The sequence below is a fragment of the Psychrobacter sp. 4Bb genome, assembly GCF_002836735.1.
In the GTDB taxonomy this organism is placed as follows: domain Bacteria; phylum Pseudomonadota; class Gammaproteobacteria; order Pseudomonadales; family Moraxellaceae; genus Psychrobacter.
The window spans coordinates 1-21,007 of record NZ_PJAS01000073.1; the positions used below are offsets into that span (position 1 = coordinate 1).

The window sequence follows — 21,007 nt, forward strand, 5'->3', positions numbered from 1 at the left end:
AGTTATGATTCAATTCATTTCGATAAGTTTAAAGACTGACTATAGATGTGCTATTTACTATAATTTATAACATCAAAAACGTTTAGATTTACTAGATAAATACTTTTTACTATCTCTGAGCTTTATCTTCTATTAGTGCAACCATTTCTCTATTTGAACTTTATAACTTACCCATCTTTTCAAAAAACGCCTTATAAGCCGCGACTTTCTTATCCAACGATAATGGATAGGCACGTGAGGTTGACGGTAATCTATATAAGGTTAAGTCATTAACATCCGTTTTTTTATTATTCGCATTCTGCCATTGATAAGGGTAATCCATACTTTGATTGGTTTTTGGATGTTTTGATTTGGTAATTGGTTCATCTAGTAATCCGAGCAGTACTTCGGTTGCTTTGCCTCCTGTTGTGAATAAAGTCTCAACCTTTGGCACTTGCGGCAAGATACTATCCAAATCAACTGGCGTCACCACGGTTAGGTTTTTATCCGAAGCATTGCCAGTCTCTCGAATAGCCTGCTTGACTGTCGGGCAAGACGCTATACCACGCTCGAACATAAAATTGCGTATGCGCTCAGGATCAAAGCGCTTCTCATCGCCGACTCTAAAATAGTCAACATCATCAAAAAATACCCGGCCATAGATACGCCACATATCATTATAAAAATTGGGATAATGAAAGCTCATTGCCCATTTATCAGCAGTCGGTGGAAAAGTACCCATCATCATGATAGTCGCATTTGGTGGTAAAACAGGCGCAAAAGGATGATTTTCAATTTCTCCTGATGAACTCTCGGTTGCTACTATCTCGTTATTAGCCTTGTTGTTAGCGTCTTCTTGGGTGTTTAATGGTTTTATAGTCATGATATTCTTCATCAGAAAAGCAGTTTTTTTGGTATCATAGCAAGCCTAAACACTACTGCACTTATGATAATTTTATACAGTCAAACTTAGTCGATTCAAATAGTGCGACAATATATAGTCGCTTAGCCTGAGCGGTTTAGGCTTGGCTGCTAATTGTGAGTGTCTAACTGAGCACTTTTGGTGACATTACACTCTTATACAAGTAGCACGTTTATTTGATTTGCATGGTCATTGAGGTTTTTATTTTACTATCAATGAGACCAAACAGAGTTAAAGTGGGGTAAGTGTTTGTATCTTTTTATATTAATAGCAACCGCAGTAACTGCGCAAGCATCAGACAAGAAACCAAGAGAGTACTTATGAGTGACTTAAACAGCGATTTAAAAATTACGGTAATCGATCATCCACTAGTCCGTCATAAACTCAGCCTTATGCGCGAAAAAGACTGTAGTACTTATAAATTTCGTACATTGACCAAAGAGCTTGCGCGCTTGATGGCTTATGAAGCAAGCCGTGACTTTGAAATCGAAACTTTCCCAATGGAAGGATGGTGTGGCGAAATCACTGGTGAGCAAATCATCGGTAAGACGGCGACGATCGTACCGATTTTACGCGCAGGTATTGGCATGCTTGATGGGGTGCTCGATTTGATCCCTACTGCTAAGATTTCTGTGGTCGGTCTACAACGTGATGAAGAAACGTTGCAGCCAGTCCCTTTCTTTGAAAAATTCGTGAGCCACATGGACAAACGTCCTGCACTTATCATTGATCCAATGCTAGCCACAGGCGGCTCAATGGTTGCGACCATCGAGATGCTCAAGAAAAACGGCTGTACTAATATTAAAGCATTGGTATTGGTGGCTGCACCTGAAGGCGTACGCTTGGTAAATGAAGCGCATCCTGACGTGACTATCTACACTGCCGCATTAGACAGCCATTTAGATGAGCACGGTTACATCATCCCAGGTCTAGGCGATGCTGGTGATAAGATTTTTGGTAAGCAGTTATCGAATAGATAAGTCTCATTAGGGTAAATAAAGCCGTCATCAAAATTATGGCAACAGCAAACAACATCAATAATAAGGACAGATCATGAACGTATTGATTACAGGAGCGAGCGCGGGTTTTGGTAAAGCGTTGGCAGAACGTTTGGTTGCTAACGGCCATCGCGTGATTGGTTGCGCCAGACGCCTTGATAAACTGAATGCTTTGGCAGAGACTTTAGGTGAGGCTTTTTTACCCGTGGTTATGGATGTGAGTGATACAGCTGCTATCCCGCAAATCATTGCTGACTTGCCTGATGACTTTAAACAAATCGATGTCTTGGTCAATAATGCAGGATTGGCACTGGGTACAGAGCCTGCGCACAAGGCCAGTCTTGATGACTGGATGCGTATGACTGATACCAATATTAAAGGCTTGATGGCGTTGACCCATGCGATCTTACCAGCGATGGTCGCTCGCGATAATGGTTATATTATCAATGTCGGTTCGATAGCTGGTAGCTGGCCTTACTTTGGTGGCAATGTTTACGGCGCAACTAAAGCGTTTGTAAAACAGTTCAGCTTAAACTTGCGAGCAGATCTGATTGGTACCCAAGTGCGTGTGACCAATCTTGAACCTGGCAACGTTGCTGGCACTGAGTTTTCAAACGTGCGCTATCATGGTGACGATGACAAAGCTGCCAAGGTGTATGATGGCTTTAAAACTATGACAGGTGAAGATATTGGTGATATTTTGTTATGGTTGATTGAGTCGCCTGCTCATATTAACGTCAACCGCCTAGAAGTAATGCCAGTCGCCCAGACCTATAATGGGCTAACGATTGCCAAGCAAGATTAATATTAACTGGTCGGCTAGTTTTAGTATTAATGTCGATTATTAATATATCACTTATCAACACCGAACCTGTTAGCGCATCTCATAAGATCGAAGCAATATAGAGTCATCTATATTGCTTTTTTTTATATCTTCAATAGCTTGCTCATTGACCAAACGCAAATCCTGAAAGTCCAAAATCAGCACTTCGTTACGCAGACGTTCGCTAGTACGTTTATTATGACGTATCGCAAACCCTAATACTTGCTTACCCGTGATGGTTATCTGATTAATAATTAACTTTGAATTATTCACGGTCAGCTTTTTGGACAGATTCTGAGACATTTTCTGAGTATTTATTATTGTCGTTGCCGGATTCACCGTCGTGGTTAACATCTTAGTCTGTCGTACACTTTTGGACATATCTCCTGCAAAAAACAATACTTGACCTAATGGTAAATACTGCGCATGGCGTACTAATTCTTGTCGGAACAATGCGGGCATATCTGTATTAAAACTGTCTTCTGTCTGCTGATAAAATGCGGTGAAGTTACGATGCAAATAACGCCCAAATACTGTGGTATTAATCCATTCTTGATAAACATCATCTGCCAATAACTGTTTGGTGAAAGCACTGGCATCAATTGTTACCTTCCTACTCAAAGTAGCAGACAACATCGACAGCAAAAGCGCCTTCGGACTGGTAAATATCTGCTGCTGCCATACTTGTGGATATAGGCTACTATCGAGTAATGGTAATGTTGATCTGCTCATGCGCTTATATCCTCAACGATCATTTTCAGTCCCTAAATAGCGTTGGTATCGTCTCACTGTTGACTTCTACCCTTAGCCAAATTCTATGCTATGGTCTGGTAACAGCTTCAATATAGCAGTCTTTTATTCGCGGTATAACTATTTTGTAGCTGTGTACTCTACCGCAATACTCTCTTAGCTAAATTGACCGAAACAGCTTGAAAAATCAAAGAGATATCACTCTATGAAAAAAGACCTCATACCCTTTCCTACTCCCTATCAGCTAAAGACCATTACTGTCCAAACAGCTGATGGAACGCTGCTGCCCGTCTCTGTCATTGGCGAAGGTAAGCCTGTCCTATTAATGCACGCTTTCGGTATGGATGCGAGGCAATTTTTGCCATTTATTTTACCGTTAATTCAGCACTACTGCTTTTACTTGCCGCATTTTAGAGGTTTTGGTTTGGCCAGTAACCTAACTCTGCCAACGTTTGATTTTATTGAGCAATATGCACAAGATACCCAAAATGTATTTGAATACGTGAGCAAAGAAACTGGCTTTGAGGCTTTTCCTGTTGCCGCGATATCGATGGGTGCATTAGTCATGTGGGCATATTTTCAGCGCTTTGGTACTCAGCGCGTGAGTCACTATCTGAATATTGATCAAGCACCGATTATTCATAATCAGCCAGACTGGCAAGGTGGCGGTGTATTCGGTACACGACAAACCGAATTGTTTGCGCAATTTACACGGTTGATCACTGACACTGCCCCTTATCTACAAGCCGAACAAGTGGTTGACTTCCGTCACCTGCCCTATCGATTAAAAGTAAATCTATTAGACATGGAACGCTCTTTTTCTCTGCTCTCTGTCAGTCGAAAACCTTCGCAATTATTAATAAAAGCCCTCAGTTATCGGGCACCGCAGAAAATCTCACTAATGGAACACGCGACTTGGCAACATAAACTGCGTTGCCTATCTGCTTATGTTGCACTGCCCTACGATTATCGAGACGTTTTGCCCACTGTCAATATTCCGACTACCTTACTGATTGGTGCGTGCTCGCAGTTATATAATGCAGAGTGGCAACAGCGTTTGACCACTCTGCTGCCCAATGCGCACAGTATTATTTTGCCAACATCGGGCCATGCTGTACCGATGGATGCGCCAGTTAGTTTTTATAAAGTATTGAAAGAGTTTCTGAACGCTTAATTGTGAGTTTGCGATAATGCACAAAAAAACGACCTCAACGGGTCGTTTTTTATGCGCTAAATTCAATCTAAATTAGTGGCTAAGTATTAATCATTTAATGGCTTAATCAATTCGAATCGCAGAATTTCCTTACCATCGACCGTAACCGTTTCAGCAAACATCGCCAGCGGACGTGCCCACACGCCATATTCACCATACAGACAACGATATACCACTAGCGATTCTTCGGTTTCTGAATGCTGCGCTGTATGCAATACTTGATACAAGCTGCCTTTATAGTGGCGGTAAATGCCTTGGGGGATGGTTTTAGTCATAGCAAACTCCTACTATTAAAATAAAAATGGCTGCTAATTATCGCTTCATAAAAAAGGTCGACAATTACTGCCGACCTCACTCTTAATTATTTTTGTAGATTATCTAACCAACCGTCACTTTTGCATAAGCCTTTTTACCTGCTTGAATCACGACCGTCTGACCTGAGGTGAGACTAAAGCCACCATCAACGACTTCGCCATCTACTTTTACCGCGCCACGTTTTACCATGTCTTTGGCTGCTGAGTTGTTTTTAGCGAGCTTAGCTTGGTTCAATATCTGGGTGATAAATAACGCGTCTTGCTCTTCCAGATCTAACATGATTTCCGGCAAGTCAACTGGTAGCTCGCCATCTGCTAAGACGTTACCGGCAGATTTGTGCGCGTTGGCAGCGGCAGCGGCATCATGAAAACGCTCGATTAATTCTTCGGCTAAGATACGTTTGATTTCTTGTGGGTTACGGCCACCTTCCATGTCTGCCATCAAGCTTTCGACTTCTTCCATTGGCTTAAAGCTTAAGAACTCAAAGTAACGATGGATCAAGGTATCTGGCATAGAAAGGATTTTTTGGTACATGGTGCCTGGTGTATCATAGATAGCGACATAGTTGCCCAGTGATTTGGACATTTTATTGACACCATCTAGCCCTTCTAAGATTGGCACAGTGATACAAACTTGCGGCTCTTGGCCATAGCGTCCTTGCAGCGTGCGACCCATTAGCAAGTTAAAGGTCTGATCGGTACCGCCAAGCTCAACGTCGGCTTTTAGGGCGATAGAATCGTAGCCTTGTACTAAAGGATAAAGAAACTCATGGATTGAGATGGGCGTTTGTGATGCATAGCGTTTAGAGAAGTCATCACGCTCTAGCATACGCGAGACGGTTTGCTGACTGGCAAGCTGAATCATGTCAGCGGCGCTCATGTCATTGAACCACTCAGAGTTAAAGACCACGCGAGTCTTTTCTTTGTCCAAGATTTTAAATACTTGCTCAGCATAAGTGGTGGCGTTGGCTTTGATTTGCTCATCGGTCAACGGTGGACGCGTGCTGTTTTTGCCAGAAGGGTCCCCAATCTTGGCGGTATAGTCGCCGATTAGAAAATAAATCTCATGACCCAAGTCCTGAAAATGCTTAAGCTTATTGATCAATACTGTGTGACCTAAATGCAGATCTGGTGCGGTAGGATCAAATCCTGCCTTGATACGTAGCGGACGATTGAGCTTTAGCTTAGCCACTAAGTCATCTTCAGATAATATCTCTTGCGTACCGCGCTGAATAAGGGCCAGTTGTTCTTCTAGGGTGTAAGTTTGATTGGTCATGATGCTCTCTATATATCACTTTAATTGGGATTTTTATGAATGACGGTTACTGGCTCAACACCTTAGGAAGTTTAGAACCTCAAAAGGTCAGAAAAAATGCTAGAATTTGACGGATATACTAGCGTTTTTTAAGGTAAATTGCCATGACCAACCCCGCATCGATTGCTGATACTGACCATAATGCCCTCGCAGACTTGCTTATGAATAGTGGTTTGGATAACAGCTCCGACGATATTGATGATTTGACCTCTGATAATTCGAACTATGCCACGTTGACCGATGCCCTTGAGCAAACGGTGTTTGAAAGCTTCGATGATGGCTTATATATCGGCATGATGTCTGGCACCAGTTTGGACGGTATGGATGCTGTCCTTTGTCAGTTTAATCCTGAGATGAGCACCGAAGATAGTACCCAACCACCGATGCGACTACTGGCGACCTATAGCCAAGATTTTCCGCCCCGTCTGCGTGAAGTTTTACTGGCATTATGTCAGCCGAATGGTGTGAATCAACTGGTACCAGAGACCGATGAACCAAACAGTGAGTTGGATTGGTTCGGCTGGGCAAGTCGTGCATATGCTGAATTTGCGAGTGAAGTAGTCAATACTTTATTGCAGCAATCAAATACCGATCCTGAGTCAGTACTGGCGATTGGCTGTCATGGACAAACCGTACGCCATCGCCCGCAGATGGGATTCACGTTGCAACTGGTCGATGCCAATATTATCGCTGAGCGCACAGGCATCAGCGTGGTCAGTGATTTCCGTCGTCGTGACATGGCGGTTGGTGGTCAAGGCGCGCCCTTAGTACCTGCGTTTCATCAGGCATTATTTGCCAATCCTGATAGTACCCGTGTGCTATTAAACTTAGGCGGTATTGCTAATATAACCGTCTTGCCAGCCAGTGAAGAAATTCAAGTTGTTGGCTATGATACGGGACCTGCCAACTTGTTATTGGATGCATGGACCTCGTTGCATACTGATAATAGCTATGATGCGAGCGGTGCTTGGGCGCAGTCTGGAACACTCATTGAGCCATTATTACAGCAACTTTTGGCACATCCATTTTTTGCTCAGTCTCATCCAAAAAGCACAGGCCGTGAGGACTTTAACTTAACTTGGTTGCAGGACGAGCTACAGGCTTTTGAGCAAGCCAATGCTAACATCAGTTATTCAGCTGCCGATGTGCAAGCAACCTTAACTGAACTCACGGCTATCAGTTCCAGTATGCAAATCAATACGTTTATCAGTCATTCAAAAAACAGCTCGGTTTATGTTTGCGGTGGCGGCGCATTGAACGACTATTTAATGACACGCTTGCAAGCTCATCTACCCCATTGCACAGTAAAAACCACTGAACATTTAGGACTTGCGCCAACATGGGTAGAGGCCGTTGCTTTTGCATGGTTAGCCAGACAAACATTGATGGGTGAAACTGGTAATTTACCAGCGGTAACCGGTGCAAATAAAGGCGTGGTATTGGGTCAAGTATGTTTTGCCTGACCAGTTAAATTTTAGTTTACATACGTGCACCTATGTGTTTTATAATGACTTTTGAAACGCCATCCTCTTAGGACCTGTAAGTATAGGATATATCGCATGAGCCAGAATAGTAGTTCACCTATCGACCAAGCCACCACTGATGACACAAATAATATGACTGCAGCACCTGTACATAAATCGCGTCAAAAACCACCTCACTACGAGCGTTCTGATGATACGCGTGTGGTAGTCACAGGTATGGGCGCCATTACGCCGCTCGGTCTAGACGTCGATAGCTCATGGACCAAATTGCTCAATGGCGAGAGTGGTATCTCACCGATTACGCATTTCGATGCCACTGGCTACCGTGCGCAAATCGCAGGCGTGATCAAAGATTTTGATGCCAAGCAATATATGAATGCCAAAGATGCGCGTCGTTATGATGAGTTCATGCATTATGGGGTTGCCGCTTCTGCCATGGCACTAAAACACGCTGGTTTTATCGAGGAAGTCAGTGCTGCTGATGCGCCTGTGCAAGGCGTTGACCAAGATCGCTTTGGTATTATTTTAGGTTCAGGTATTGGCGGTATCCAAACGATTGAAAACAGCCGTGATACCCTACACGAAAAAGGCGCAGGCAAAGTCTCACCTTTTATCATTCCAGGCTCTATCGTCAATATGGCCGCTGGACTAGTAGCGATTAAGCATAAGTTAAAAGGCCCAAACCTTGCGACATCGACGGCTTGTACCACGGCGACTCATGCTATGGGTCTTGCTGCTCGTTTGATTGCTTACAGTGATGCCGACGTTATGCTGGCAGGCGGTAGTGAAAAAGGCTCTAGCCCACTTGGTATAGCTGGCTTTAGTGCTATGCATGCACTCTCTACGCGCAACGACGAGCCAACCAAAGCCTCACGTCCGTTTGATAAAGGTCGTGACGGGTTTGTCCTTGGTGATGGTGCTGGCGTGGTGGTATTAGAAAGCCTTGCTCATGCCAAAGCACGCGGTGCAACGATATTGGCAGAGTTAGTTGGTTTTGGTATGAGCGATGATGCCAGTCATATTACTGCACCACCAGAAGACGGTAGCGGTGCGGCAAGAGCGATGCAAAATGCACTAAACGATGCTGGTATTAAGTCATCAAGCGTCGGTTATGTCAACGCTCATGGTACTAGCACCCCTGCTGGTGATGTTGCTGAGTCTATTGCTATCGAAACTGTGTTCTCTCCTGTAAAAGATAGCATCTTAGTCAGCTCAACCAAATCGATGACCGGTCACTTACTTGGTGCTGCTGGCGGAGTAGAAGCTATCTTTACAGTATTAGCGCTACAGCATCAGCATGTACCGCCTACGATCAATTTAGATGATGTCGAAGACAACTGTAACCTTGATTATGTGGCTAATCAATCGCGCAAAGTTGATAACTTGCAGTATGCAGTGTCTAACAGCTTTGGCTTTGGTGGTACCAATGGCTCATTGGTATTTGCCCGCTGGCCTATCAGTCAATAACAGCCACCCAACTACCTCGCAGCGCATGGTAATGAAAGCGTTGTAACGTTGGTGTCAGATTTGCTACGTTTGTCCACTTGCAGCCCCTTATCGTACTTGCGTATGATAAGGGGTAATTTTTGGAACATTTATGGACGATACCATGTCAAGCTACTCATTTTCCCATCAGTTTTATCAACGCTGGACGTGTGCACCTGAGCCAGTACGCGCAGCGATTACCCAAGAGCTAAAAGACATCACTACCCTGCTGCAATCTGACACCTCATTTGAAGACTTCACTTTTAATACTCATGATTTAGATGCGCATGTAGACGAGCTATATGACAACTACAATGCAGAGCAAGCCATTGCGAAAGCAATTACGGACAAACAAGAGCAAGAAGACGCAGCAGCTGCAAAACAAAAGCTAGAAGACGAGCAGAAGAAAAAAGAAGCAGAAGAAGCCACACGTAAGGCAGAAACGACTCAAAAAGAACAAGAAAAAAATACGCAGTCAGCGTTAGAGACAGACAACGACAAAGAACTGGCTGCTACCGACGTAGCTAAAGTAAACACAGATAAAGTCGTGGCAGATAGCGCTGTTACTGACGATTTTGTTACTGATAACTCTAGTGCAAAGACAGAAAAAGATGCATCAGAAGTCGTAAATACTGAAGGCAATGCTAGCGATAATAAAAGTGCTGATAACAAAACCATTGGCGAACAGGCACATGCGCTTAGCGATAACCACATTAAAGATATTAATAATAAAGCCAGTGCAGCGATTAATTTGGCCTTAAAAGATGCGAAGCTAGATGCAACACACCAACAGCTAATCCGCGAGCTAGAAACACAGGTCGATGACTATTTAAGCGAGCAAATGATGCTGATGTCTGAAAACCTAAAGTCTTGGCTACGTGCTGAGGTCACTCAACACTTTAGCGAGCAGAGTGACTCAACTACTAATAATGAAGCTGCTAAGAAAAGTATTCACTAACAGTGCGCCTTTTTCAGTATTAAACCTACAGTTAGAAACAGTCACTCAGTAGTAAGTATTAGATAACAAACACTAAAAAGCCCCGTAAATAATTTACGGGGCTTTTTAGTACTTTTAGTTAATGTTTTGAGCTTGGTATTAAATGGCTTTGGTACGTTCAGTCAACCATTCAAGCGCTGCACCTTCAACACGATCTTTTAGCTCTGCAAAGACTTGGCTATGATAGTTATTTAGCCAATCTATCTCGGTTTGATCCAACAACGATGGCTCAATCAGACGCGTATCGATTGGGCAGTAAGTGATGGTCTCAAAGTTTAGGAAATCACCAAACTCTGTCTCAGTAGGCTTAGCAACTGGCGTATTTACTACCAAGTTCTCGATACGAATACCCCATTTGCCTTCGCGGTATAGACCTGGCTCATTACTAGAAATCATACCTTCTTTCATCGCACGCTCTTTTGGCGTGCTCGCGCTATAAGCGATGACTTGCGGGCCTTCATGTACATTCAAGAAATAACCAACGCCGTGACCTGTACCATGACCATAATCCATTTGCGCTTGCCATAATGGCGCACGGCAAATTGCGTCAATCAATGGTGAGGCAATGCCATCAGGGAAATGAGCACGAGCTAGCGCAATGTGTGCTTTGAGTACGGTGGTAAAGTCGCGCTTGTGCTCAGCGGTTATTTGTCCGATGCCAACCACGCGTGTGATATCCGTTGTGCCATTTTGGTACTGAGCACCTGAGTCAATCAGTAGCAATCCGCCTGCGCCCTCGGCCACATCAAGGTAGCTGAATTTTTCTGGCGTGGCGCGGTAATGTGGCAACGCACCGTTTTCATTAAAGCCTGCGATGGTCGGGAAACTTGGCGAGACATAATGCGGCTGACGACTACGCACATCAATCAGCATACTATCAACATCCAGCTCACTTAGACGCTCACCGTTTGCTAGACGCTGCTCAAACGTGGCAAAAAACTCAGCCAAAGCGGCGCCATCTTGACGCATCGCTTCACGCACATGTTCGATATCTGAGTCAGCCTTCACTGATTTGAGTAGCGTACTAGGCGCCATTTGCTCAATAAAACCCACATCATCTGCCATTTTTGAGAGCGTGCCTACTGCAACTTTGCTCGGATCTAACAGTAGTAAATCGTCTGGCGTTAATGCACTCAATGCATCTTGCACAGCAGAATAGTCAGCCAATGTGATACCGCTGTCTTTTAGACTCTGTGCAATATCTTCGCTTACTTTATCAGTATCAACAAACAACGTTGCTTTGTCTGCGTCAATCAACATGTGCGACAAAAACACCGGATTATAATCAACATCAGCGCCGCGCAAGTTCGTCAACCAAGCGATATCGTCTAGACTTGAGAGTAAATGATGGGTTGCACCTGCTTCTGCCATGCCTTCGCGCACTGCTGCAAGCTTTGAGGTGGCAGACTGAGCAAGGAACTGCTCATCATGAGTATATAATTTGGCCGCTGGTAGTGCTGGACGATCTGTCCAAATCTCTGTCAGCACATCACGCTCAGTGATCAAAGTAATATCATTGGCATCAAAAGCATTTAACAGGCGATCTTGCTCAGCGATAGATAACACATTACCGTCTACTGCTACGCTATCCCCTTCTTGCAAATGCTCGGCTAGCAAATCGATATGATTTGGCTGACCCGGCGCAAGCTTTTCTAAAGTAATACCTGTGCCTTCTAGCTGGTCAGCAGCATGTACCCAATAACGGCTATCCGTCCATAGACCTGCAAAATCAGCAGTCACGACCAGCGTACCGACAGAACCGGTAAACCCTGACAACCATAAGCGTGCTTGCCAGTACTCTGGTAGATATTCAGATAAGTGTGGATCAGCAGACGGTACGATGATTGCGGTGAGATCTTGCGCGGCTAAGGTGCTACGTAAGTTAGCAATACGTTCGTGAATGGCTTGTTTATTCATTGAATGTGTCCTTATAGAAATTATAAAAATATGATGATGGAGCGATCATTTAGAATCGTCTTGTTCTAATAGTCGTCTTATTTGAGTTGTTGATACTGCTTTAGCTGTAATAAGATATTTACCATTGATAGCAATTATTCAAGCAAACAGTCTACTTATTTAGCTATCTAACTGTGTTTTCGTTGATAACTGCATCCGCTTATTGAGAGTAGAAAATTGAAATTAATATTGCGTCACCGGGGTTTACGGTGCCCTATCATTAGATGTTTGGGCGGATAATAAGCTTTCAATAGCTTTGTGCTAAATATCCCACCAACTAAAACAATAAAACGTGCTACCAGTAATGGTAACACGTCTCATCATGTGTCACTTGTGCTGTTGTTAATCACAAATGTACATCAGATTATCTTATTGCTTGGCCAATTGTTTCTCATGCTCGCTTTCTTTAAGCATCTTATTAATAGGTTTTGCTAGTATCAATAGTAGTACAGCGGTAACTACCAAGAAGATGGTCATGGTAGTAAATAGACCTGGTAAGCCTTCGATTTTATCAGCAGATACATGCCCACCAAAGAAAGCAGCAACCAAGTTACCCATAGCGATAGAAGCAAAAAACAGGCCCATCATTTGGCCTTGCATACCCTCTGGCGCCAGCTTAGTCATGGCAGATAACCCAACTGGGCTTAATGCTAACTCACCTAGCGTCAATAATAATAAACTACCTACCAACCATAGCGGCGATGCCAAGCCAGCACCAGGCGCTAAAATGCTTTTTGAAGCAAAAATCATCAAGGCGAAACCTGCGGCTGCCAGTAGCATACCGAGTGCAAACTTAGCCATACTGCTAGGCTCAAGACCTCGGTTACCAAGCTTAACCCAGATAATACTAACGATAGGTGCCAATATTAAAATAAATAGTGGGTTCAATGACTGGAACCAGATACTCGGTATCTCAAATCCTAAAACATTCAGATCGGTATAACGATCAGCAAATAAGTTAAAAGATGTTGGCTGCTGCTCAAAACTTGACCAAAATAGCGTCGAGCCAATGATTAAAACAAAGCAAATTAACAAGCGTAACTTATCAGTCTTATCCAATCGCGGTGAAATAAACATAATAGCGAAATATAAGATAACCACCGCAGCAATGATGTACGTCATATACTCTGCAACCATCTCAGGATTAAACGATATCATGCCAGTAGACACTAGTAGCACTGCGGCTACTAGCAACGCAACGAAACCACCAACCCAGCGACCGATGTTTTTGTAATGGTCGTTAGATTTTTCCCACTCGGCTGAGATACCTTTGGCGCGTGCATAACGTGTTAAGTTCTTTTGCGCGACAAAACGATAAATCAGTAATGAGACCAGCATACCCAAACCACCAACGCCAAAGCCGACATGCCACATGCCTTTTTCTTTGAATACGCCAACGATAAGTGCTGCTAATAACGCACCGATGTTAATGCCCATATAAAACAAGGTAAAACCGCCATCACGGCGAGAGTCGCCTTTGGGGTATAAGGCGCCAACCATCACTGAGATACAGGTCTTAAATAACCCTGAGCCCAAGACAATACAGATTAAACCAACGAAGAAAAGCGTCATACCAAACATCGCTGAAAGCGCGATACACAAGTGACCAAGGGCAATAATGATACTACCCCACCACAGCGCACGCTCTTGACCTAGCCAGTTATCTGCTAGCCAACCACCTGGTACTGCTGCTAAGTATAACGAACCCGCAAAAATACCATAAATAGCAGAAGCGGTGACTTCACTAAAGCCAAAACCGCCACTGCTCACTGTTGCCACCATAAATAAAACCAATAGTGGACGAATACTATAATAGGAGAACCGCTCCCACATTTCGGTAAAAAACAATGAGCGTAAGGGCGCAGGATGTCCCATAAAGCCATTGTCTAGAGCTTCTAACTCTGCTGCACTAGCCCCCGAATTTGTTTCTGTGCCCATAACTTTATTCCTTTAAAGATCATATTTGTAATGACCAAACCCCTGATTATCCAGATGGACGGTCATATAGGCGGAACATTGTTTCACTTGGTTATAATCAAGTAAAGAAAAAGTTGGTCAAAAATTACACAAATACTCATAAAAAAAAGCCCGCTCTCAATGGTTGAGAACGGGCTCTTTTTATGACTATTTAGAACTGTATCATTATGCTTATAGCACTGTTGATAGAGACTTCATAATAAGACTCATTTTATAATTAAGTAGCACTATTTTAGATCATTTACACAGTCATACTACAGCTTACTGTGCTGCGGTCTCTTCAGTAGCTTCACCAGCCTCTAAGTCACCATCCGCTTGCTCAGCTGTCAAATCAGCATCGGCAACAGCGGCTTGGCTTACAGTACCAGATGCCGTTGCTGTACCAGCTTCTGCGGTGACAACTGCACTATCCGCATCTGCCGCTGGTGTTACGGTTGCATCTGCTGCAGTATCAGGCGCTGTAGCATCTGACGCTTCTTCTGTTGTTGCAGCTTCTGCATCGGCTGGAGCCGCTTCTTCTTCAGTAGCAGTAGCTTCTGCTTCATCTGCCGCAGCTGATGCTTCAGTTGTCTCAGCAGTGATATGCTCGCCTGCTGGACGCAAAAATGCAGAAACACCAATAAGTAAGACAATACCTAAGAACATGGCAATGCCACCTAAAGCGAATAACAGCTCTTTTTTTGGATTGTTATTAACGATACCTTCTGACATACCTTATCCACCTTGCACAAAATATTTGAAATATTGACCTATTATATCGCAATTTATACTGATTTGTGAAAACCCTTAAGTATTTAAAGGGTTTATTATCCACAATTTAACTATTCTTTTTTGGCACTTGTGACAGCTAACTACTTAATCAGTTATCTATTATTCGCTATCAACACATCTTACTTAACAATACTACTTAACCAAACGTACTGGAGCCTTCGTACGTTTACCCAAATAGCTGAGTATTAGTAACAGTGTCATGATAAACAAAATAGGATATTGACCAAAGCGCATGAATGGCGTATTGCCAACTCGTGCCTGAATATCACCGCGCAATACAGTACGTTCAAACTGCGGTGCACGTTCTACGATACGACCTTTGTGGTCAATGATAGCTGTCACACCTGTGTTGGTCGCTCGCATAAACCAGCGACCGTTTTCGAGCGCGCGCATCTGTACCATCTGTAGATGCTGTAGTGGGCCTGCCGACGTACCAAACCAAGCATCGTTTGAGATGGTTAACAAGAAATCCGTACCAATCGCGTTTTTGCGCGTGGTATCTGGATAGGCCACTTCGTAACAGATGGCTGCACCTAGATTGTGCCCTCGCACACGCAACGGTGACTGCTGATCACTGCCGCGACTATAGCTCATAATGTCTTGGCTACCTGCTAGGTTTGGCAGAATATCGAGCACGCCTTGGAATGGAATATATTCCCCAAATGGCACTAGACGTTGCTTTTTATAAAGCCCTTCTGCCTGTGCCCCTAGCGCTACCACGCTATTGTAGAACGGCGGATATTTATCTGTACTGGCATCAAACGCTGCTTCATCCTTATAAGGAATACCTGTCACCCATGTCGTGTCAGTCTCTTTGGCTATCGCGACCATTTCACTGATAAAACCAACAGCTTCTGTCTGAAACATAGGAATCGACGATTCAGGCCACAGCACGATGTCACGCCCCCACTCGTCACGAGTCAACGTTGCATAGATTTTTAGCGTCTCAACCTGATACTCGGTGAGCCATTTTAGGTCTTGTGGGATATTACCCTGAATCAAAGATACCGATAAATCAGGGGTTCCTTTTGGCTTGGTCCATTGCGGATTAATCAACCATAGCGCGCTACTAATGATAAGCAATGCTATCGATGGAATCATATAGCCACCGCGGCGACGCAATAGCTCAACGATACTGGCAGCCAATAATACCGCTACGAAAGAAACTGCAAAGACACCAGCCACAGGCGCGAGCGACGACAACCAGTACTGCTCAGTAAACGCATAACCAACGAATAGCCAAGGAAAACCAGTAAACAGCCACGTTTTCATCCACTCTTGGAGTATCCACAGGGCGGCAAAAGATAACGGCTGCTTGCCGACCACACGATTAAAGATGAGCGCCAAAAATCCATGGAACAAGCCCATGCCTAGACCCATGAGCGCAATCATAATCAAAGCAAGCCATGCGGGTGTATCGCCATAAACGTGTATCGATGTGTATAGCCAAAACGCGCCAACACACCATAGCCCTGTACCGTACGCTTGACCAATTAGAAAGGCGCGGCGACCTGTCATCGCTGGTACCAATAACGCATATAAGATGGCAGGTGATACCAAGGCAACGGGCCAAATACCATAAGGCGCGAGCGCGAGTATAAAAGCGGCCCCTGCCAGCCAAGCTATTAGTACCGTCAGCCCCATGTGTAAACCTTTTGGCTTATCGGGATTCAGACGTTTTTGTAAATCAACAGTAGACAGACGCATAGCAGTTATCCAAAACCATATTTTCTAAAATTTCTCAGCTAAGCGATGAGATAACACTCACGCAAAACCTGACTGCACAATGCTTTATGCAGGGCCACAAATAAAACCCACCCATGATACCAGTCAAAACCTACAAGTGGGTAAATTTGCGTAGCTAAAACCTCATTCTAAAGACCAAAAGGCAGAAAGCAAAAAACACGATTTTTCATCGTGTTTTTTATTGAATTTGCTAACAAGTTTTATTCATTGACCAACTATCGTGACACTATAAGCAAGCTAGTGGCTGCCTATCAATATCTGTTGCTCAGCATTGGTTTTGGTCAGCTCTAGATTTTGGATAAATCGCCCTTCTACGTCAGTAATAGTAATTTTCCAATCATCTATCACGACGCTCTCGCCTTCTAGATCACCAACGAAACCAAGTGCTTGCATGACCAGACCGCCCATCGTATCGACATCGGTGTCGTCAAAACGGCTACCCAGCTCATCATTACAGTCTTCAATCACCGTAGACGCTTGGACACGCCATGTATTTGGTTTTTCTGGATCAGGGACGATGTTATTGATATCGCTGTCTTCATCAAAGTCATCATGCTCATCGACGATGTCGCCAACGATTTCTTCCAACAAGTCTTCCATGGTGACCACACCACCAAAGTTACCAAACTCATCAACGACAATCGCCATATGTACTTGGGTGCGCTGCAATGAGCGTAGCAAGGTATCAGAACGAGCCGTCTCACTGATATATAACGGCTGGCGCACCAAGTCTCTGAGACGCTTACTGTCAATTTTGTCTTCTTGGTTACGAACCATATGTACCAGAATCGGAATCAAGTCTTTTGCCAATAAGATACCGATGACGGCATCATCGTCTTGACTGTCAAAAACAGGATAGCGCGAATGGGTGGTCTCAAGAATGATGTCCATCACTTCAGCAAGACTGGTGCTCTCGTGCAGACCAATCACTTGCGGACGCGGTGTCATGATTTCGCGGACTTGTGTCGCAGGCAAATCTAGCACGCCTTCTAACATATCGACAGTATCAGGCTCTAAAAACTGGCGCGAGTCTTGTACCAGACGAATCAATTCATCACGGGTTTCGGGGGCGGTCGATAGCCAGCGTTTTAAGCCGCGCATCGACCAACTACTCGGGCTGGGAGTGTCGTCAGACATGGTGGTGTGATTTAACCTCTTTAGTTAATAAAAATTAGAATAGTATTCAATGGAAAAACGAACAATACTCAATAAAAAAAACAAGTAGAGCCTAGATGGGGATAAAAGTAGCAAATAAAACGGCTGGTTTGTTATTAATTAATGCATGAATAACAAATTTGCTAGTACAAATTAGCTTCACTTTATCGCAAGGCTCACCGACATTCAACGACAAATTCACTCAAATTGTATTGTCAGCGTGTTATAAACTTTGCTATGGTCAAAGCCTTTATTTATCAAAGCAAACCCTATGTCGCTACGTTCCGTTTTTTCTCGCTTACTCTCGTCGCATACGCGTAGTCGACTGTCAGACAGTCGTGGCTTAGACAGTCATGGTTTGGAGAGTCTGGACTTAAAACGCAAAACATTAGAACGTAAACAGCCAAAGCCTACATGGCGCCAGCGTCTTGTGACTTTTTTAATTGCCGTTACGTTATTGTTATCAGCGCTATGGTTATTACTCGCGATTTGGTATCAATACGGCGTCAGCTCAGTATTAACTTGGCTTGCGACAATAGCAATTGTAGGCATATTAGCTGCGCTGCTAAGTACACGTTATTGGGATGTCGTCACAAGAGTATTGCACAGTGACTCACTATCTAATAAAAAATCAATTAGCAAAGGCACAGCAACTAAGCTGCTTATCGGTATATATGGCGCTGTTTGGCTCGTGGGTCTAGGTTGGTTTTTTTCTATCGAACCGAAACAAGATCGAGAATGGATGGCTGAGGTCGACCAGCGAGTCTCCTATAAGCGTGATGCGACTAACCCTGACTTGATTACCTTAACCAATGTCCGTAACTTTGATTGGCGAACTGAAGAAGACGCTACCGAGCATTGGGATACCCGTACGATTGATTTGTCTAAACTCTCTGGCGTTGACGTGACCAATTCTTATTGGATGGGTCCGCTGATTGCTCATACCTTGGTTAGCTTTCGATTCGAAGATGATAGACCACTTGCCTTCTCATTTGAGATACGTAAAGAAGACGGCGAGTCTTTTTCGGCGCTGGCTGGGTTTTTTCGGCGTTATGAGCTTAGCCTGATTGCTAGCGAGGAGCGTGATATTATCTATACGCGCAGCAATGCGCGCGGCGAGCAGGTTTATCTGTTTCCTATTAGCAATTTGCAACAGCATGAAGTGAGGTCGCTATTTGAATCTTATCTAACGGCGGCTGATGATTTGAACGCTAAACCTGCTTGGTACAATACATTAATCAGCAACTGTACCAATATTATTTTTTATATGGCGCGTATCGTCAGTGGCGAGCGTTTGCCATGGGATTATCGGATTTGGGTCTCTGGGTGGCTGCCAAACTATCTATACGATGTCGGTATGCTCGACGCCAAGCCCAACAGCGGCGCGCAGAATTGGTCGATGGATACTTGGTACGAGCGCACTCATATCAATCCAAAAGTGCGTGGTTTTGATAATTTAGCAGGCAGCAGCGTAGTCAATAGCCACGAGTTCTCCAAGCAGATTCGTCAGGATATTCCTATCCCGCCATTGGCTGACTCGCAAGCAAGTGCTGAAGCAAAGGCCAAGTCTACTGCTCAGGCATCTAACTAACTGTAGACTAAGGATTAACCCAGTTAACCACCCGTGTCTCCATTTCTTCATCAGACATACCGATTTCCGTGACACAGCGACCAGCGACGCCCACGTTGGCCGCTCGCATCTGTTGTTGTGTCAACACAGCATCCCCAGTCAATAATAAATGCCAACTTGGTAAGTCCTGCCCTTTATACAGACGTTTGTAGGCGCAGTGCGATGGTAGCCACATCATCTTGGGCAAGTTGTCCATAGTCAGCTGAATACAGTCTGGCACGTGCTCCTGACGCGTTGCATAGTGACTGCAATATCCTGTCGCGCAGTCCATCAGCTGGCAGGTGACATCGGTATATTCGACCATCTCCTCATCCACATTGCCACTTTCATCTTCGTCGATGTACTTAATCAAGCAACAACTGCCGCAACCATCACACAGTGCTTCCCACTCGCTATGGTTTAGTTCTGTTAATGAAAATCGCGACCAGAACTGCGGACGTAGTGGCTCAGACTTAGAACTAGCATTAGAATCGACATCGGTACTATCAGGGAACAAAGTGACCGGTTGCGCAGGCGTGGCCGCTGCATCGAGACCTGGGTTCAAGTCAGATTGGTCATTATTTTTGTTTAACAAATTTATAGTCATAAAGTCGCAGTAGCATTTTGATAAAGAGCGTTACAGTATTATAGCTGTTTTTGCTAGACATGGGCGTTAAGGTAGTACGAGTTAGAAAAACGAACCATCACAATGACGAATAATTAAAACTCACAACATAAAAAAGGACAATAATATGTCAATTAAGACGTTTGAATTAATCAGTACTACCGAGAATGGTGTAGAACTTATCAGTTATGTAGCACTACCAGAGAACGCTTCAGATGAAAATCCAGCAGCAGGTATCTTGGTTGCACCAGAATGGTGGGGCGTGGTTGATCATCCAAAATCAGTGGTTGAGCGCTTGGCAGAGGCAGGTTATGCAGCAGTCGCTATGGACGTTTACGGTGAAGGCAAACTAACCACTGATGCAGCAATGGCAAACATGTGGATGGAGCAAGTACTGGCCGATCAAGACATGCTAATGGCACGCTGCCGCTTAATTCTCAATGATTTTAGCGATCAGTTATCAGTCGATGGTGACAACCTAGGCGCAATCGGTTATTGCTTCGGTGGTAAAGTTGTACTAGATATGGCTCGCGAAGGCATGCCGCTAAAAGCCGTTGCCACGTTCCATGGTAACCCAACCCCAAAACAGCCAGCAGACAAAAACTTTGCAGCAAAAGTGTTGGTCGCTCATGGCCGTGATGACTCAATGGTATCAATGGATGCTATCGAAGGTCTAAAATCTGAGCTAGACGCAGCCGATGTTGACTACACTATCGACGTCTATGACAATGCCAAACATGGCTTTACCAATCCGCACGCCGATGAGCGCGCAGCCAAAAATGAAGTAGATCTTGGCTACAATGAAGCCGCTGCTAAACAAAGCTGGGAAAACATGCTTGAGTTTATGAAAGCCAATTTAGCATAAGAAACGATTTGGTATAAAGACTA

General features: G+C 44.2%; 18 protein-coding genes. 8 read left to right on the top strand and 10 right to left on the bottom strand.

The genetic code is table 11. The features are described 5' to 3' along the window. Positions 1 to 160: 160 nt before the first annotated feature. Complete coding sequence (locus CXF60_RS11495) at positions 161 to 862, bottom strand: DNA glycosylase (protein ID WP_228707121.1); 702 nt, start codon at positions 860 to 862, stop codon at positions 161 to 163. 359 nt (positions 863 to 1,221) lie between these two features. On the opposite strand from CXF60_RS11495, the gene upp reads away from it, so the two are divergent. Together upp and CXF60_RS11505 are read left to right on the top strand one after the other, a co-directional pair. Continuing rightward, positions 1,222 to 1,881 carry a uracil phosphoribosyltransferase gene (upp, locus tag CXF60_RS11500; RefSeq protein ID WP_057761878.1) on the top strand — a complete coding sequence of 220 codons (660 nt, stop codon included), beginning with the start codon at positions 1,222 to 1,224 and terminating at the stop codon, positions 1,879 to 1,881. Positions 1,882 to 1,954: 73 nt separating this feature from the next. Then, a complete protein-coding gene (locus tag CXF60_RS11505) occupies positions 1,955 to 2,704 on the top strand; it encodes an SDR family NAD(P)-dependent oxidoreductase (RefSeq protein ID WP_102092057.1) in 750 nt (249 codons plus the stop codon). A gap of 69 nt (positions 2,705 to 2,773) precedes the next feature. On the opposite strand, the gene CXF60_RS11510 is transcribed toward CXF60_RS11505, so the two are convergent. Continuing rightward, positions 2,774 to 3,454: a hypothetical protein gene (locus CXF60_RS11510; RefSeq protein WP_102092058.1), complete on the bottom strand. Its 681-nt coding sequence runs from the start codon at positions 3,452 to 3,454 to the stop codon at positions 2,774 to 2,776. Between the two features lie 223 nt (positions 3,455 to 3,677). Here CXF60_RS11510 and CXF60_RS11515 point away from each other — a divergent pair, with 223 nt between their 5' ends. Continuing rightward, positions 3,678 to 4,646, top strand: a complete 969-nt coding sequence (locus CXF60_RS11515) for an alpha/beta fold hydrolase (protein WP_102092059.1) — start codon at positions 3,678 to 3,680, stop codon at positions 4,644 to 4,646. An 86-nt stretch (positions 4,647 to 4,732) separates the two neighbouring features. Here CXF60_RS11515 and CXF60_RS11520 read toward each other — a convergent pair whose 3' ends face one another. Further along, positions 4,733 to 4,960, bottom strand: a complete 228-nt coding sequence (locus CXF60_RS11520; RefSeq protein ID WP_101204922.1) for a DUF1653 domain-containing protein — start codon at positions 4,958 to 4,960, stop codon at positions 4,733 to 4,735. Between the two features lie 103 nt (positions 4,961 to 5,063). Next, entirely contained in the window at positions 5,064 to 6,275 is a 1,212-nt protein-coding gene (gene tyrS / locus CXF60_RS11525) for a tyrosine--tRNA ligase (protein ID WP_102092060.1), read from the bottom strand. A 143-nt stretch (positions 6,276 to 6,418) separates the two neighbouring features. On the opposite strand from tyrS, the gene CXF60_RS11530 reads away from it, so the two are divergent. From CXF60_RS11530 to CXF60_RS11540, 3 genes are all read left to right on the top strand, one after another. Next, entirely contained in the window at positions 6,419 to 7,777 is a 1,359-nt protein-coding gene (locus CXF60_RS11530; protein ID WP_102092061.1) for an anhydro-N-acetylmuramic acid kinase, read from the top strand. Between the two features lie 153 nt (positions 7,778 to 7,930). Then, positions 7,931 to 9,265 (top strand): beta-ketoacyl-ACP synthase II, encoded by a 1,335-nt coding sequence (fabF, locus tag CXF60_RS11535; RefSeq protein WP_102092141.1) that lies wholly within the window; start codon positions 7,931 to 7,933, stop codon positions 9,263 to 9,265. Positions 9,266 to 9,395: 130 nt separating this feature from the next. After that, the gene (locus CXF60_RS11540; RefSeq protein ID WP_102092062.1) at positions 9,396 to 10,241 is read left to right on the top strand and encodes a hypothetical protein; all 846 of its coding nucleotides are present in this window, start codon (positions 9,396 to 9,398) and stop codon (positions 10,239 to 10,241) included. 138 nt (positions 10,242 to 10,379) lie between these two features. On the opposite strand, the gene CXF60_RS11545 is transcribed toward CXF60_RS11540, so the two are convergent. The 5 genes from CXF60_RS11545 to CXF60_RS11565 form a co-directional block, all read right to left on the bottom strand. Then, positions 10,380 to 12,197, bottom strand: coding sequence for an aminopeptidase P family protein (locus CXF60_RS11545; RefSeq protein ID WP_102092063.1), 1,818 nt, complete (start codon positions 12,195 to 12,197; stop codon positions 10,380 to 10,382). Positions 12,198 to 12,605: 408 nt separating this feature from the next. Beyond that, complete coding sequence (locus CXF60_RS11550; RefSeq protein ID WP_102092064.1) at positions 12,606 to 14,174, bottom strand: peptide MFS transporter; 1,569 nt, start codon at positions 14,172 to 14,174, stop codon at positions 12,606 to 12,608. A gap of 300 nt (positions 14,175 to 14,474) precedes the next feature. Then, positions 14,475 to 14,924, bottom strand: a complete 450-nt coding sequence (locus CXF60_RS11555) for a hypothetical protein (protein WP_102092065.1) — start codon at positions 14,922 to 14,924, stop codon at positions 14,475 to 14,477. Between the two features lie 192 nt (positions 14,925 to 15,116). Further along, the gene (lnt, locus tag CXF60_RS11560) at positions 15,117 to 16,691 is read right to left on the bottom strand and encodes an apolipoprotein N-acyltransferase (RefSeq protein ID WP_102092066.1); all 1,575 of its coding nucleotides are present in this window, start codon (positions 16,689 to 16,691) and stop codon (positions 15,117 to 15,119) included. 276 nt (positions 16,692 to 16,967) lie between these two features. Then, the gene (locus CXF60_RS11565) at positions 16,968 to 17,867 is read right to left on the bottom strand and encodes a CBS domain-containing protein (protein ID WP_057761902.1); all 900 of its coding nucleotides are present in this window, start codon (positions 17,865 to 17,867) and stop codon (positions 16,968 to 16,970) included. A 289-nt stretch (positions 17,868 to 18,156) separates the two neighbouring features. Between CXF60_RS11565 and CXF60_RS11570 the strand changes: the two genes are divergently transcribed. After that, entirely contained in the window at positions 18,157 to 19,476 is a 1,320-nt protein-coding gene (locus tag CXF60_RS11570; protein WP_102092067.1) for an Lnb N-terminal periplasmic domain-containing protein, read from the top strand. A gap of 7 nt (positions 19,477 to 19,483) precedes the next feature. Here the strand turns inward: CXF60_RS11570 and CXF60_RS11575 are convergent, their stop codons facing one another. Continuing rightward, on the bottom strand, positions 19,484 to 20,011 hold the full coding sequence (locus CXF60_RS11575) for a YcgN family cysteine cluster protein (RefSeq protein WP_228707124.1): 528 nt from the start codon (positions 20,009 to 20,011) through the stop codon (positions 19,484 to 19,486). Positions 20,012 to 20,246: 235 nt separating this feature from the next. Between CXF60_RS11575 and CXF60_RS11580 the strand changes: the two genes are divergently transcribed. Beyond that, the gene (locus CXF60_RS11580; protein ID WP_102092069.1) at positions 20,247 to 20,984 is read left to right on the top strand and encodes a dienelactone hydrolase family protein; all 738 of its coding nucleotides are present in this window, start codon (positions 20,247 to 20,249) and stop codon (positions 20,982 to 20,984) included. The last annotated feature ends 23 nt before the right edge of the window (positions 20,985 to 21,007 follow it).

Bases quoted from the DNA above. Each gene is read 5' to 3' on its own strand.
- CXF60_RS11495 (WP_228707121.1), bottom strand. From the start codon at position 862: ATGACTATAAAACCATTAAACACCCAAGAAGACGCTAACAACAAGGCT.
- upp (WP_057761878.1), top strand. From the start codon at position 1,222: ATGAGTGACTTAAACAGCGATTTAAAAATTACGGTAATCGATCATCCA.
- CXF60_RS11505 (WP_102092057.1), top strand. From the start codon at position 1,955: ATGAACGTATTGATTACAGGAGCGAGCGCGGGTTTTGGTAAAGCGTTG.
- CXF60_RS11510 (WP_102092058.1), bottom strand. From the start codon at position 3,454: ATGAGCAGATCAACATTACCATTACTCGATAGTAGCCTATATCCACAA.
- CXF60_RS11515 (WP_102092059.1), top strand. From the start codon at position 3,678: ATGAAAAAAGACCTCATACCCTTTCCTACTCCCTATCAGCTAAAGACC.
- CXF60_RS11520 (WP_101204922.1), bottom strand. From the start codon at position 4,960: ATGACTAAAACCATCCCCCAAGGCATTTACCGCCACTATAAAGGCAGC.
- tyrS (WP_102092060.1), bottom strand. From the start codon at position 6,275: ATGACCAATCAAACTTACACCCTAGAAGAACAACTGGCCCTTATTCAG.
- CXF60_RS11530 (WP_102092061.1), top strand. From the start codon at position 6,419: ATGACCAACCCCGCATCGATTGCTGATACTGACCATAATGCCCTCGCA.
- fabF (WP_102092141.1), top strand. From the start codon at position 7,931: ATGACTGCAGCACCTGTACATAAATCGCGTCAAAAACCACCTCACTAC.
- CXF60_RS11540 (WP_102092062.1), top strand. From the start codon at position 9,396: ATGGACGATACCATGTCAAGCTACTCATTTTCCCATCAGTTTTATCAA.
- CXF60_RS11545 (WP_102092063.1), bottom strand. From the start codon at position 12,197: ATGAATAAACAAGCCATTCACGAACGTATTGCTAACTTACGTAGCACC.
- CXF60_RS11550 (WP_102092064.1), bottom strand. From the start codon at position 14,174: ATGGGCACAGAAACAAATTCGGGGGCTAGTGCAGCAGAGTTAGAAGCT.
- CXF60_RS11555 (WP_102092065.1), bottom strand. From the start codon at position 14,924: ATGTCAGAAGGTATCGTTAATAACAATCCAAAAAAAGAGCTGTTATTC.
- lnt (WP_102092066.1), bottom strand. From the start codon at position 16,691: ATGCGTCTGTCTACTGTTGATTTACAAAAACGTCTGAATCCCGATAAG.
- CXF60_RS11565 (WP_057761902.1), bottom strand. From the start codon at position 17,867: ATGTCTGACGACACTCCCAGCCCGAGTAGTTGGTCGATGCGCGGCTTA.
- CXF60_RS11570 (WP_102092067.1), top strand. From the start codon at position 18,157: ATGTCGCTACGTTCCGTTTTTTCTCGCTTACTCTCGTCGCATACGCGT.
- CXF60_RS11580 (WP_102092069.1), top strand. From the start codon at position 20,247: ATGTCAATTAAGACGTTTGAATTAATCAGTACTACCGAGAATGGTGTA.